This window comes from Arthrobacter sp. (genome assembly GCF_031988865.1).
Classification (GTDB): domain Bacteria; phylum Actinomycetota; class Actinomycetes; order Actinomycetales; family Micrococcaceae; genus Arthrobacter_B.
In genome coordinates this window covers 1-12,861 of sequence record NZ_DALZXY010000092.1, presented here as the reverse complement: position 1 = coordinate 12,861, position 12,861 = coordinate 1, and the positions used below count along the sequence as shown (strand labels likewise).

Here is a 12,861-nt window from a genome sequence, read left to right as displayed (position 1 = left end):
GCGTTCGCGCGCCTGCGCGCCGACGGCGGGCCGGGGCTGCAGCGGCTGGTACACGGCGCGCTGCGCCGTTCGACCTGGGAGCGGTGGAACCAGAGCCGCGTCCTGCACGGATTGGACCCCTGGGATGCGGGCCGGATGTATGACCTGCATCCGGTGCCTGATGACCAGATCGGCATCGAAGTCGATGTCAGCAGCGTTGCCCGCCGGATAGTCGCCGGATTGATGGAACACCGCACCCAGCGCCATGTAGTCTCCCCGGGCGTACCACCGGACGCAGAGGAGGACAGCCGCTGGCTGCGCACCGTCGGCACTGAAGCGCTGGTTATCGCCTGGCCGCCCAGGCCTGAGGGAACGGCGGTGCTCGCCGACGTTTTTGAAGATCTTCGCGGATTCCAGTAGGCCGGGCCGACGGCGCCCGGGGCTCTCCCGGGTCTATCATCGAGGGGCACGGCAAGGCTAAGGAGTACCAGCATGTTCGAGAACGGCAAGGTGTCCAGCGGGCTCGCGGTGAATGAGGTGGCTCCGGCCCACACGATCTACCGCCGCGGTGCCTTCCCCCGCTTCCCACTCCCCAGCATCTCCTTCTCTGGGATCTTCCTCCGCGGTTACCTGCCTCCCGCCCGGCTCCGGGATACTGCCGGCACCATCCTGTCGGTGCCTGCACAGGACTAGGACTTTCGTGGCTGGCTGGCGTGAAGCCTTCGGGCAGGAGGGTAGGCCGTACCGGCGGATGCTGGGCGCGGTAATCGCGGCCGGTTCCGCCGCCGGAATCTATGTAAGGATTATCCGGCCGCGCCGGCAGCAGAACACCACACCGGCGGCCGGGCGGAGGATGCCCGGCGACTCGGTGCTCGCCGGGCCCGTGCGCCAGCATACGAGCAGCATCCTGATCCCCGCACCGCCGGGGGATGTGTGGGCCTTCCTGAACCGGGTGGGCCACGGGCGGGCGGGCTGGTACATTTTCGACGGGCTCAACGTCCCGGGCACCAGCGGCACGGACCGGTTTGCGCCGCTGCGGGACCTTGACATCGGGGAGCTGCTCTCCACCGGGACCGGCCACCGGCTGCGGATTAAGGAAGTCCAGCCCAACGAGTGGATGCTGTGGGCCGACGGCGACGGAAGATCCACGTGGCTGTGGCTGCTGCAGCCGGTCCGCAGCCACCAGACCAGGCTGCTGGTCCGCGGACGGATCAGGTACCGACTGCACCCGCGTGAGCTGGCGGCGCTGCCGCTGGATGCCATGGATCTGGCCACCGTGCGCCGCTGTCTGACCGGTATCAGGGACCGCGCTGCACGGCGGGCCGCAACCCGGGTGGACTGGAAATAGCGGGCTCCCAGTTTTCGGGGGCCCCAGATCCGGGGCCCCCAGATTTCCGGGCGCCAGATTTCCGGGGACCCCAGTTTCCGGGCCCCAGTTTTTCCGGGCGGGGTTCCGGGCCCCCAGTTTCCGGGACCCCAGATTTCCGGGGACCCCAGTTTTTCCGGGCCGGGTTCCGGGCACAGGGACCGGCACAAACACCTGCTGGTACGTTGGATCGATGGATTGGATATCCACCCAGGACCTTCTGGCCGGACCCCGGGGACGGGAGCTGTGCTTCGAACTTGCGAGGCTCGCGGCGCCGGTGCGTCCCGGAGAGTCCTACGGGAACGGTGTGCTGCTGCCCCCAGGGATGTCCCGCGACGGTGAGCAGGTGCTTCGGACTCTCGCTGGCATCCCGGAACGTCCAGTCTTCACCGGAGCGGATCTGCACCGGGGCTTGGCCGGGGTAGTCCGGCGGGCAACCTACTGGCAGCCGCCGGACGAAACTGCGCAGCTGCTCGCCGAACCCGAACCGTGCCGGGCGTTGCTCCCGGTGGCGGCCGCCGTCGTACGTTCTCCAGCCGCAGCGTGGTGGTGTGAGCCGGCCGCGCCCGTGACGCACTACGTGCAGTGGGTCCAGACCAGCACCGTCCCGGGGACTACGCCTCCCACGCTCGACGGCGCCAGCCAGGCACTGGCTCGATGGCGTGCCAGCGTTGTTTCGCAGGAGGCCAACACTCCGTTCCCGGCGGGCTGGACCGGGCGCTGGTGGTCTTCCCCCTCGCTGTCCCGGCTGGTCAGCACCTCACCGGCGCTGCCGGGCCAGGGGCCTGCCGGGCTGGACCTGGTCGAGGATCCGCAGGATTGGACCCACGCCCGCTCGTACCCGGTGCGGGTGGCGCCCGACGCCCGCATCTGCGAGATCCGTGGTCCCGGCGACTGGCAGGATCTGGCGGTGCGCTACCCGCTGGACGTCACCCGCTCGCGGGGCAGCAGTTGGAGCGCCGCCGTTCCGCAGTCCGAGGGCTGGTCCTGGGTGATGCCGGATTGGAGCGCCGTGGCGGAAGAATACGACGGCGTCCACCTCACCGTGGCCGGCTACCTCAGCACCGCCGGCGCACCCCTTGCAGCGGGTGCTGTCCCTGACGCTGGAACGGCGCTGGCGGCGCTGACCGTGCTGGCGGGATGGGCGCCCGGAGAAACCTGGTGGCTGAACGATGTGCTGGAACCTGCGGGTGAACCTACGGGCTGGCAGACAGCGGGCCAAGCCAACCATGCAACGAAAAGGTCAGCGGGCCAGCCAGCGGGTCAGTCAGCGGGACAGTCAGCGGGTCAGCCAGCGGGCAGGGACGCCAGCGGCTGGCAGGTGCAGGCCGGAGACCCCGGAACTGGATCTAAGTAAAAACCCCGGAACTGCATGTGAAACCCATGAACTGGACCTAAATAAAACTCCTGAAACAGCATCTACAACCCATGAACTGGACCTAAATAAGACTCCCCGGACAGCATCTAAACAGCAGAAAGGGCCCTTCCCAGCGCTGGGAAGAGCCCTTTCTGCCATTTCGATGGGGCGGGGGTGGAGCTTGTCCCTAGTGGCCCCGGGCGATCCATTCATCCAGATGCGGGGCCTCGGACCCGATGGAGGTCGAATCCCCGTGCCCGGTGTTCACGACGGTCTCCGCCGGCAGGCCAAGCAACCGGTCCCGGATGGAATCAATGATGGTGGGGAAATCGCTGTAGGACCGGCCGGTGGCGCCGGGGCCGCCGTTGAACAGCGTGTCGCCGCTGAACAGCACCGGTGCGGGGAGCTCCTCGCCTTCGAGCAGGAAGCAGACCGATCCGGGCGAGTGGCCCGGAGTGTGCAGGGCTTCCAGCGTATGGCCGGCCACCTCGAACGTGTCTCCGTCCTCGATGACGTCATCAGGAGCCTCATCCGGGAACACGGCATCCCAGAGCATGCGGTCGGCTTCGTGCAGGAGCACCGGAGCGCTGAACCGGTCCCGGGCTGCGACCACGGCACGGATATGGTCGTCGTGGCCGTGCGTGAGCAGGATGCCCATGACTTCCCGGTCGCCAACGGCTTCCTCGACAGCGTCGATGTTGTGGGCCGGGTCGATGACGAGGACCTGCAGGTCATCCCCAACGATCCAGACGTTGTTGTCCACGTCCCAGGTGCCGCCGTCCAGGCTGAAGGTGCCGGAGGTGACTACTTTGTCGATACGGAGTGCCATCTAGAGTTCCACCACCGAACGCAGGACCTTGCCGTCGTGCATCTTGGTGAAGGCTTCCTCGATATCGCCCAGGCCGATCCGCTCGGAGACGAAGGCATCCAGGTCCAGGCGGCCGAGCTTGTACTGCTCCACCAGCATCGGGAAGTCGCGGGAGGGCAGGCAGTCGCCGTACCAGGAGGACTTCAGCGATCCGCCGCGGCCGAAGATGTCCGCCAGCGGCAGTTCGATCTGCATTTCCGGGGTGGGGACGCCCACCAGGACAACCCGTCCGGCGAGGTCACGCGCGTAGAAGGCCTGCTTGTAGGTTTCCGGGCGGCCCACGGCTTCGATGACGACGTCGGCGCCGTTGCCTTCGGTGAGGGCGCGGATGGCCTCGACCGGATCCTCTTCGCGGGAATTGATGCCGTGCGTGGCGCCGTTGGCCAGGGCCAGCTCAACCTTCGCGGGATCGATGTCCACGGCGATGATGGTGGTGGCGCCGGCGAGCTTGGCACCGGCGATGGCGGCGATACCGACGCCGCCGCAGCCGATGACGGCGACGGACTCGCCGCGCTTGACCTCACCGGTGTTGATGGCGGCACCGATGCCGGCCATCACGCCGCAGCCGAGCAGGCCCACAGCGGCGGGATCGACGTCGTCGTCCACCTTGGTGCACTGGCCGGCGGCAACGAGCGTCTTCTCGGCGAAGGCGCCGATGCCGAGCGCGGGGGAGAGTTCCGTGCCGTCTTCCAGCGTCATCTTCTGGGTGGCGTTGTGCGTGTTGAAGCAGTACTGCGGCTGGCCCTTGCGGCAGGCCCGGCATTCGCCGCAGACGGCGCGCCAGTTCAGGATCACGCGGTCGCCCGGGGCCACTTCCGTAACGTCCGGCCCGACGGCGGAAACCACGCCGGTCGCTTCGTGGCCGAGGAGGAAGGGGTAGTCATCGCTGATGCCGCCCTGCTTGTAGTGCAGGTCGGTGTGGCAGACACCGCAGGTGAGGATGTCGACCAGGGCCTCGCCCGGTCCGGGTTCCGGAACCAGGATCGTTTCCAGCGTGACGGGGCCGTTCTTTTCCTTGACTACTGCCGCTTGGACCTTGTGAACCATGGGGAGGGCTGCCTCTCGGGAGATTACTCAGGGCACCCCGCATTTGTCGGGGCGCCCTTCCATCCTAGGGAGGCCGGTGCCGGGAGTCACTTTCGTTGCTCCCGGCAGCCGGGCTGTGTCTAGGTCAGCGTCAGCGCAGGTCAGAGACCCAGACGGGACTTGACCTCGGCTGCGGAAGGGTTCGTTGCGGAGGAACCGTCGGGGAAGATGACGGTGGGGACGGTCTGGTTGCCGCCGTTCAGGGCCTCCACAAGTTCAGCGGTTCCTTCGACGTCCTCAATGTTGACCTCGGTGTAGCCGATGCCCTGGGAGTCGAGCTGGGACTTCAGCCGCCGGCAGTAACCGCACCAGGTGGTCGAGAACATGGTGATGGTCCCGGCCGCGGGAGTGAAGGCTTCGGCGGTTGCGGTCATGGGTGATACTCCTTGCTGGGTAGCTTCTACTGGCGATTCACTGCTTTGATACTGCCAAGGGAACACCCGGCGGGGGTATTCCATTCCCCGGGGAGCCGCTCCGTGGAATTCCGGTCCCGGCAGCAGGACCCGGCATCACCTCAAATTCCTTGCCCGCACCCGTTCAGTGCAGACTGGTGGAATGTGCGGACGATACGTCATGGCCAAGGCCATCGGGGACCTGGTGGCCGAGGCCGAGGCCGAAGCTGATGCGAACCTTGAACTGCGCCAGTCCTGGAACGTGGCACCAACCTCCGATGTCCCAGTGGTGCTGGAACGGCTGGTCGACGGCGCCACGGTGCGCCAGGTGCATGTGGCCCGCTGGGGGCTGGTGCCGGCCTGGGCCAAGGACATTTCGGTAGGCGTGCGGGCCTTCAACGCCCGCAGCGAGACCCTGCTGGAGAAGCCCACCTTCCGCGATGCCGTCCGCGCACGGCGGTGTGCGGTACCCATGGAGGGCTATTACGAGTGGAAGGCCGGCCCCGGAAACACCCGGCAACCGTATTTTGTGCACCGCCGCGACGGCAAGCTGAGCTGGTTCGCCGGCCTCTACGAGTGGTGGGCTGATCCCGCCGTTCCGGCAGGAGATCCTGACCGGTGGCTGCTCTCCACCTCGGTCATCACGCTGGCCGCACCCGATCCACAGGACGACGATCCGGTGCTGGCCGGCCTGGGATCCCTGCATGACCGGCTGCCGCTGCCGCTCTCACCCGCTGCGCTCGCGGACTGGACAGCTCCGGGAACGCTGAGCAACACCGCGGCACTGGACCTGCTGGCCCAAGTCCTTGGACAGGCCTACACCACGGCCGCGGCGTGGCGGATCGATCCGGTGGACGCCGCCGTCGGCAATGTGCGCAATGACGGGCCCTGGCTGCTTGAGCCCGGACCGGAGGAGCCTGCGGAGCAGGAAATGCTGCCCTTCGAAGCGATGGCCAAGGACTAGTTTCCAGCGGCTGGTTGTGCCTGGATGCCGGGCTGCGGAGCGGCCTGGGCCACAAGCGGCTGCTGTTCCAGAACTGCCAGCGAGACCTTGCCGTCCTCGTCCACCGACAGGCCCGGGTTGTGGCAGACCTCCCAGCGGAAACCATCCGGATCGGTGAAGTAGCCCGAGTAGCCTCCCCAGCTCATCTGCACGCCCGGAGCTGCGATGGAACCACCGGCCGCAGCCGCTTCATGCAGGATGGCATCGACCTCGTTCGGCGAGCCCACGTTGTGGCCCAGCGTGACCGGGGCCAGGCTGGCGGCACCGGTGGCCCCGGATTCGGCGGCCAGGTGGTCGCTGCGGAAAAAGGAGATCAGTATGCCGTGGCCCACCTGGAAGAACACCACTTCTCCGGGGACGTACTGCACAGGATCCCAGCCCAGCTGTGCGTAAAAGGAATAGGTAACTTCAACATCCCGGACACCGAGGGTGACAACGCTCAACTGGGGCAACATGTACTGATCCTGCCATCGAACGGCCGGCAAACCCAGAACCGGGCACGCGCGGCTTTTCCCCGGTTCAACGGGAGTAGTGCCCGCGGCTGTTGACGCCGTCGGAGTGCAGGGTCTGTGATGGAAGTCCAGCAGTGCATGTCCACCGGCGGGGACCCGGCCCGGATGCGGCCGCCCACGCTCTCGCAGAATGCGACGAGGCCCATGAGCACAGCCGTCCCAGACACCGGCCCGCAGGATTCGCCGCCCACGGGCAACGGCACCGGCAGCAGCACCGGGACCGGGCCGCCGGCCTGGCTGCGGATCCTCATCCCCGTTGTGCTGATCCTCGCCTGGTTTGTGGTGGGCGGCATCGGGGGCCCGTACTTCGGGAAAATCAGCGAAGTCACCGAGAACGACCAGGCCTCCTACCTGCCGTCCAGCTCTGCCTCCACCCAGGTCGCGGACCTGCAGGAACAGTTCAGCGACAGCGACGCCGTTCCCGCCGTCGTGGTCTTCGTCAACGACGGCGGGCTGACGGACGCCGACCGTACCTTCATTGAAGGCCGGGCCCAGGCGGCGGCCGGCGCCGACGGGGTGGAAGGGGACGTCTCTCCGGTCCAGTATTCGGAGGACGGCAAGGCCGCAGAGTTTTTCGTTCCGGTGGCGGATAACTCGGAGTCGGCGCAGACGGTGGGGAATCTTCGCAGCCTCATTGCCGACGGCGCTCCGCAGGACCTGGCCGGCTACGTCACGGGTCCGGCCGGGCAACTGGCTGACATTTCCGATGCCTTCAGCGGCATTGACGGAACCCTGCTTCTGGTCGCGGTAGCCGCCGTCCTGGTCATCCTCATCATTGTCTACCGCTCGCCGCTGCTGCCCATCCTGGTGCTGCTGACCTCCATCTTCGCGCTGTCCGCGGCCATCCTGGTGGTGTACTGGCTGGCGAAGGCGGACCTGGTGAGCATCAACGGCCAGGTCCAGGGCATTCTGTTCATCCTCGGCATCGGCGCCGCCACGGACTATTCGCTGCTTTATGTCGCCCGCTACCGGGAAACCCTGCGCGATCACCGGGACCGCTGGGGCGCCACCTGGGCCGCCCTGAAAGGGACCTTCGAACCGGTCCTGGCCTCCGCGGCCACCGTCATTGCCGGGCTGCTGTGCCTGCTGCTGAGCGACCTGAACTCCAATAAGGCGCTGGCCCCGGTGGCCGCGATCGGCATCGGCTTTTCCTTCCTGGCCGCCATGACCCTGCTGCCTGCCCTGCTGTTCGTCGTCGGGCGGGCAGCCTTCTGGCCGCGGCGGCCGGTGTTCGGCTCGGTGCATGCGGAATTCGACCACGAATCGAAGGGCATCTGGGCTCGGATCGCCCGGACCATCAGGTCCCACCCGCGCCGCACCTGGGTGATCTGCACGCTGGTCCTGGCAGCCGCCGCCGTCGGTACCCTCCAGTTCAAGGCCAGCGGGATACCGCAGAGCGACTTTGTGCTGGGCGAGACCCAGTCTGCTGACGGGCAGGAAGCCCTGAGCGAGCATTTCCCATCAGGGTCGGGCAGCCCGGTGCTGATCATCGCACCGCAGGATGAGCTGCAGGACGTCGCGAACACCGTGCTGGCGAACCCGAACATCGATTCGATGGCGGTGGCAGCCACCGGGACACCGGCCGGACAGCTGCCGGTCACTGCCGACGGCGTGCAGGTGCCTCCGATTCCCGGTGCTGAAGCGGCCGCGCCCAAGACCGTCGACGGCCAGGTGCTGCTCGAGGCGACCCTGACCCAGGACCCCGATTCCGATGCCGCCCAGGACACCATCAGCCAGCTGCGCACGGACCTCTCCGGTTACACCGGCGTCCTGGTGGGGGGCACTACGGCCACCAGCCTGGATACCAATATCGCCGCCACGCATGACCGGAACCTCATCATTCCCGTGGTGCTGGTAGTGATCCTGTTCCTGCTGATGCTGCTGCTTCGCTCGATCCTGGCACCGCTGCTGCTGATCCTGACCGTGATGCTGTCCTTTGCCGCGACCCTGGGGGTTTCCGCACTGGTCTTCAACTATGTGCTGGACTTCCCGGGCGCGGATCCTGCCGTTCCGCTGTACGGATTCATCTTCCTGGTGGCCCTGGGGGTGGACTACAACATCTTCCTGATGACCCGCGTGCGGGAGGAGAGCCTGGTCCACGGCACCAGGCCGGGGGTGATCCGCGGACTGATGATCACCGGAGGCGTAATCACCTCTGCTGGGGTTGTGCTCGCGGCGACCTTCGCCGCCCTGGGCGTCATCCCGGTGCTGTTCCTGGCACAGATCGCGTTCATCGTGTCCTTCGGCGTGCTGCTCGACACCCTGGTGGTGCGTTCGCTGCTGGTTCCGGCCCTGTCCTACGACATCGGTCCGCGGATCTGGTGGCCCTCCAAACTGGGCCGGCCGGCTGCCCCGGAAAAGGTTGACGCCGGCTCCCGATAAGCTGGAAGACATGGGCGAAACAGCAGAAACAGACTCCATGACCGAACAGCTAGATGCCGTGCGCACTGCTATTGATGAGATTGACGAAGAGATTGTGGCGCTAATCTGGCGCCGGGAAAGGCTGGTCCGGCTGGCCGGGGGGCTCAAGGACGACGACGCGCAGGTTCTCGCACCTGAGCGGGTTGATGAAGTAATTTCCAACGTCCGGCAGGCCGCCGAAGCCCAGGATCAGGACTGCACCGTGGTGGAACGGACCTACCGGGCGATGATCGACGCCTTCATCGAATACGAACTGCGGACCCGCCGCGAAGACGAGGCCCAGGCCCGGCTGGACGCGTTCAGCCGCAGCTAACGGCGGGTGGGCACGGGATCAGGGAAGTACCCTGCTCCAAGGGCGCTAGCGCCATTTCGGGGCGGCCGAACCCAGCGGTGCCGCCGGAACCTCCCAGGTCATGCGCGGGCTGTTGCCCGCCGGTTCGAACAGCAGCGGCGGAGAGAGCCGCTGCCCGGGACCCCAGAACGTCTGTTCTGCGGTCATGGGCGGCGGCGCTTCCTCCGGGGGCTGGGCTGTTTTTGCGGGCCGGCCTGATTCCGAGGATTGGGGACCTGATTTCCAGGGCGGGGGAACGGGGGCGCGCGCATCGGCGGCCCGCTGCAGTTCCGCGGCCGTCCTGGCCAGGGAGAGCCGTGCGGCATGGACCTCCCCATCGAGTCTCCGGGTCCAGGCCCGCACAGCTGCTGCTGCGGCGAGGTAGCCGGTGGCATGATCCAGGGCCTGGACTGGGAGCGGACGGGGCGTATCCGCCGTTGACCAGGCCATACCGGCGTCGGCGATTCCCGAACTCATCTGCACCAGGGAGTCAAAGCCCCGCCGGCCGCGCCACGGCCCGGTCCAGCCATAGGCATTAATCGCAACCGTGACGATCCCGGGGTGCAGCTGCTGGAGCCGGTGTTCATCCAGCCCCAGTCCGGCGAGCGCACCGGTGCGGTATCCATGCACCACGATGTCAGCCCCTGCTATCAGCTCACGGATTTTCGCGGCGCCCTGGGGGCTGCGCAGGTCCAGCCGGGCACAGTGCTTGCCCACCGTCATCTCCGGCTCCAGTGCGGGCTCGTTCCAGTCCGGCGGGTCGATCCGCAGTACCTGGGCGCCGAAACCTGCCAGGAAGCGGGTGGCGACCGGTCCGGCAATGACACGGGTCAGGTCCAGCACCCTGACGCCCTGGAGCGGGCGCTGGGAGGTGCCGGCGGAGCGTACCGGGGCTGCCGGTTGCCGCCGGGACCAGCCGACCAGCGGCTCCTGTGCCACTGCCTGGCCCTGCGGATGGCTGAGCCACTGCTCTGCCGTCAGCATCCTGGCGGCGCACCCTCCGGCCTCCACGACTGCCTCCTCCAACTCTTCGCCCTTCCAAGGCCGGACGGCGGGCGCGGCAGTTTCGGCGTCGGCATCCGCTGGCAGTCCCAGCACGGCGAGCGCGGCTGACCGGTGGTGCGGTGCATTGGTATGCAGGCGAATCCAGCCGTCAGCACAGGGGTAGTCGCGGGAGAGGGCGTCCCAGGGAGATGGGGTTTCCCAGCCCGCCGGCAGGAACGAACCGGCGAACCACGCCCGGGAGAGGGTTGGATCTGCTGTGGCGGAGACCGGAGTACCTGCGAGCGTTGTTGCCAGTTCCGCAATGGCACTGCCGGCGGTGCCAACAGAGGCAGCCGCAAAGGAGCGCACCGGGTAGCACGATTCCATGGCAGCCTCCCCTCCGTCCGCGTGTAGTGGCAGTAGGCTACGTTACGCTTGCGGCGCCGCACAGCGGGTCCGCAGATTAGAAAGGAACCCTAACAATGACGGCGGATTCATCCCGGCCGGAAAACAAAGCGGCCGACGCCGCCGCAAACCGCTGGCGCGCAGTGGCTGCGGCGCTCGCCGACGGCAGGCGCCTGGAGCTGTATGGACGGATCATCACCGCGGCGTCCGGCAATGCGCCGCTTGATCCGGCACAGCTGGGCCGGGCGGAAGCTAAATCTCTTGCCGTGCTGGAGAAAGCAGGTCTCGTCTCCGTCAGCGGCGCTGCCGTGCTGGCCAGCCCGGGTGTGTTTTCCCGCCTGCTGGAGTCAGGACGTCCCCGGCGTGACACATCGCCGCTGCGGTTCCTCGCTTCCGGCGGTTCGGGGAGCCTGCCGTCCAAGCGGACGGACCGCCTGGAACTGCTGCACCACCTTGCCGGGGAGGTCTTCTCGCAGCACGGTGAACTCACTGCAGGAACCGATCCTGCAGCTTCCGGCGCGAAGCTGACTGAGGGGGAAGTAACTTCCCGGCTCGCTGCCTATACCGAAGACCCCGCCATGGTCCGCCGGGCGCTGGTGGATGAGGGAATCGTTCGGCGCAGCCCCGACGGCGGACGGTACTGGTTGGTCCGGCCCAGGCCCTCGGACGGCATGGAGTTCGCCCGGGGCTGAAGCGGCGGTGGAGACGGGCTGCTAAGCCGCCCTGCTACTTCGAGGTTCCCTCTTCGAGGATCGACACGATAGAGAAGAGCGTAAAGCAGACAGCTCCGAGTCCAACGAGCACGTGCGCGCCGACAAAGAACGCTGTGTCTGTGCCGGCGGCTTCGAAGAGGAACGCGGCGAGGAACAGGCAGGTGAGCGCTGTTCCGACGGGAATCAGCGGGATGCGGTTGGCCAGGGCAAACGTACGGCGCCAGACGAGGGCGAGCAACAGCACCTTCGACAGGTTGCTGAAGCAGATCAGCCCGAGGCCGATCAGTACGAATCCCGGGGCCAGCCGATAGGGCTCGCTTGAGCTGAACAGCACGAAGAGTCCGAGCAGCAGGTTGACGGTGCCCGCGGCAATGACGAGCCATGCCCACGCGAAACGCTCGGCGTCGCTGAATGCGTTGCGAACCTGGCGCACGATGCTCGCGACGAGGGCGATCAGCGCCGTGCAGATCGCCGACAGGCCGATCAGAACGTGGCCGGCAACGAATCCGGGAGTGTCTCCCCGTGCCAGCAGGCCGATGGCAAGGGCGAATCCGACGATGGCGGCCGCAACCGGAACTGCGGTCAGCGCGGCGCCGACGCCGCGGGAGTGAGCACCGTCCGGCGGACCGCTCTGAGGATCGAGGGTCTGTGCTGTCTGGATCAGCGAGAATTTCGTGGATGCAGCCGCTACGGTGCTGACGCACGCGGCAACTAAGCCGATGCCGATCACAACGAAACCCGCCGTGAGGTTCTCCGCAGTGTTGTCCCGATTGGCCAGAACAGTGCCCCAGAGGATGGCGGCGGCAGCAACCACGTAGCCGGAGAGCGGCAGGATGATCTCCCACACGCGCCCGTAGCTGTTGATGAGCTACCTGATGATGGTGGCTGCCGTAGTGAACAGTGCATAACAGATGGCGGTCAGCCCCACGTTGACGTGGCCGGCGACAAAGTGATTGGCATCATCGGGCCCGGACAGGATGTATAGGCCAAAAGACAGGCAGAGCGCGCCCATCAGAAGCGGTATGGCGCGAAAAACAATACTCATTGCATGGTTCATGGCGCACCCCAGAAAGGAATCGCAGATCCTGTGCGGCTTCGATCGCATGGCCGGTCCGCGTTTAGTGCCAGTCTGCGCCTGTCTAATCCGCGGAACAATGCCGGGAGGCGGGGTGCCAGATCCGAGCTGCGGAACTTCGCGGTCTCCAAAGCGGCGTGGCCTCCCGGCCCGGCGGCATTTCCAGCCGCAGCGGCCGCCTCGGACCGTTGACTTGGCAGGAGGGCGGGCGTCTGATGGGTAGGGGGTTTTGGTTCCTGACCATCCACGGATGACTTCTCAAGGAGGCGTCATTGGCCGCTCGATTCACGGCCCACGGAGCCGAAGCCACCCATCCGGGGGCGCGGGCCTCCACTGATCTTGGGTCACCGGCGTCGTCATACCGGCTCG

The 12,861-nt window shown here is 67.0% G+C and carries 12 protein-coding genes and 2 pseudogenes; 8 read left to right on the top strand and 6 right to left on the bottom strand.

What is annotated here, in order from left to right; genetic code table 11:
• The 4 genes and pseudogenes from RTN46_RS14245 to RTN46_RS14230 all read left to right on the top strand — a co-directional run.
• Window positions 1-399 (top strand): annotated as a pseudogene (locus tag RTN46_RS14245) (PIG-L family deacetylase); the annotation flags it as partial.
• Between the two features lie 72 nt (window positions 400-471).
• Complete coding sequence (locus RTN46_RS14240; RefSeq protein WP_312182339.1) at window positions 472-672, top strand: hypothetical protein; 201 nt, start codon at window positions 472-474, stop codon at window positions 670-672.
• Between the two features lie 7 nt (window positions 673-679).
• Window positions 680-1,327, top strand: coding sequence for a hypothetical protein (locus tag RTN46_RS14235; protein ID WP_312182338.1), 648 nt, complete (start codon window positions 680-682; stop codon window positions 1,325-1,327).
• Window positions 1,328-1,538: 211 nt separating this feature from the next.
• On the top strand, window positions 1,539-2,702 hold the full coding sequence (locus tag RTN46_RS14230; RefSeq protein WP_312182337.1) for a hypothetical protein: 1,164 nt from the start codon (window positions 1,539-1,541) through the stop codon (window positions 2,700-2,702).
• Between the two features lie 187 nt (window positions 2,703-2,889).
• Here RTN46_RS14230 and RTN46_RS14225 read toward each other — a convergent pair whose 3' ends face one another.
• The 3 genes from RTN46_RS14225 to RTN46_RS14215 all read right to left on the bottom strand — a co-directional run bounded on the left by RTN46_RS14225 (window position 2,890) and on the right by RTN46_RS14215 (window position 5,030).
• Window positions 2,890-3,531, bottom strand: coding sequence for an MBL fold metallo-hydrolase (locus RTN46_RS14225; RefSeq protein ID WP_312182336.1), 642 nt, complete (start codon window positions 3,529-3,531; stop codon window positions 2,890-2,892).
• Window positions 3,532-4,617, bottom strand: a complete 1,086-nt coding sequence (locus RTN46_RS14220; RefSeq protein WP_312182335.1) for an S-(hydroxymethyl)mycothiol dehydrogenase — start codon at window positions 4,615-4,617, stop codon at window positions 3,532-3,534.
• A gap of 140 nt (window positions 4,618-4,757) precedes the next feature.
• Entirely contained in the window at window positions 4,758-5,030 is a 273-nt protein-coding gene (locus RTN46_RS14215) for a mycoredoxin (RefSeq protein ID WP_312182334.1), read from the bottom strand.
• 181 nt (window positions 5,031-5,211) lie between these two features.
• On the opposite strand from RTN46_RS14215, the gene RTN46_RS14210 reads away from it, so the two are divergent.
• Window positions 5,212-6,012 (top strand): SOS response-associated peptidase, encoded by an 801-nt coding sequence (locus tag RTN46_RS14210; protein ID WP_312182333.1) that lies wholly within the window; start codon window positions 5,212-5,214, stop codon window positions 6,010-6,012.
• Here RTN46_RS14210 and RTN46_RS14205 read toward each other — a convergent pair.
• Complete coding sequence (locus tag RTN46_RS14205) at window positions 6,009-6,506, bottom strand: VOC family protein (RefSeq protein WP_312182332.1); 498 nt, start codon at window positions 6,504-6,506, stop codon at window positions 6,009-6,011. The genes RTN46_RS14210 and RTN46_RS14205 overlap by 4 nt on opposite strands.
• A gap of 201 nt (window positions 6,507-6,707) precedes the next feature.
• Here RTN46_RS14205 and RTN46_RS14200 point away from each other — a divergent pair, with 201 nt between their 5' ends.
• Window positions 6,708-8,945 (top strand): MMPL family transporter, encoded by a 2,238-nt coding sequence (locus RTN46_RS14200; RefSeq protein WP_312182330.1) that lies wholly within the window; start codon window positions 6,708-6,710, stop codon window positions 8,943-8,945.
• 10 nt (window positions 8,946-8,955) lie between these two features.
• A complete protein-coding gene (locus RTN46_RS14195) occupies window positions 8,956-9,297 on the top strand; it encodes a chorismate mutase (protein WP_312182329.1) in 342 nt (113 codons plus the stop codon).
• 45 nt (window positions 9,298-9,342) lie between these two features.
• Here the strand turns inward: RTN46_RS14195 and RTN46_RS14190 are convergent, their stop codons facing one another.
• Window positions 9,343-10,686, bottom strand: a complete 1,344-nt coding sequence (locus RTN46_RS14190; protein ID WP_312182327.1) for a CoA transferase — start codon at window positions 10,684-10,686, stop codon at window positions 9,343-9,345.
• A 95-nt stretch (window positions 10,687-10,781) separates the two neighbouring features.
• Here RTN46_RS14190 and RTN46_RS14185 point away from each other — a divergent pair, with 95 nt between their 5' ends.
• Window positions 10,782-11,396, top strand: coding sequence for a DUF2087 domain-containing protein (locus RTN46_RS14185; protein ID WP_312182326.1), 615 nt, complete (start codon window positions 10,782-10,784; stop codon window positions 11,394-11,396).
• 34 nt (window positions 11,397-11,430) lie between these two features.
• Here RTN46_RS14185 and RTN46_RS14180 read toward each other — a convergent pair.
• Window positions 11,431-12,462 (bottom strand): annotated as a pseudogene (locus tag RTN46_RS14180) (DUF2776 family protein).
• Window positions 12,463-12,861: the final 399 nt, after the last annotated feature.

Bases quoted from the DNA above. Each gene is read 5' to 3' on its own strand.
- RTN46_RS14215 (WP_312182334.1), bottom strand. From the start codon at position 5,030: ATGACCGCAACCGCCGAAGCCTTCACTCCCGCGGCCGGGACCATCACC.
- RTN46_RS14200 (WP_312182330.1), top strand. From the start codon at position 6,708: ATGAGCACAGCCGTCCCAGACACCGGCCCGCAGGATTCGCCGCCCACG.
- RTN46_RS14225 (WP_312182336.1), bottom strand. From the start codon at position 3,531: ATGGCACTCCGTATCGACAAAGTAGTCACCTCCGGCACCTTCAGCCTG.
- RTN46_RS14195 (WP_312182329.1), top strand. From the start codon at position 8,956: ATGGGCGAAACAGCAGAAACAGACTCCATGACCGAACAGCTAGATGCC.
- RTN46_RS14190 (WP_312182327.1), bottom strand. From the start codon at position 10,686: ATGGAATCGTGCTACCCGGTGCGCTCCTTTGCGGCTGCCTCTGTTGGC.
- RTN46_RS14205 (WP_312182332.1), bottom strand. From the start codon at position 6,506: ATGTTGCCCCAGTTGAGCGTTGTCACCCTCGGTGTCCGGGATGTTGAA.
- RTN46_RS14240 (WP_312182339.1), top strand. From the start codon at position 472: ATGTTCGAGAACGGCAAGGTGTCCAGCGGGCTCGCGGTGAATGAGGTG.
- RTN46_RS14185 (WP_312182326.1), top strand. From the start codon at position 10,782: ATGACGGCGGATTCATCCCGGCCGGAAAACAAAGCGGCCGACGCCGCC.
- RTN46_RS14210 (WP_312182333.1), top strand. From the start codon at position 5,212: ATGTGCGGACGATACGTCATGGCCAAGGCCATCGGGGACCTGGTGGCC.
- RTN46_RS14230 (WP_312182337.1), top strand. From the start codon at position 1,539: ATGGATTGGATATCCACCCAGGACCTTCTGGCCGGACCCCGGGGACGG.
- RTN46_RS14220 (WP_312182335.1), bottom strand. From the start codon at position 4,617: ATGGTTCACAAGGTCCAAGCGGCAGTAGTCAAGGAAAAGAACGGCCCC.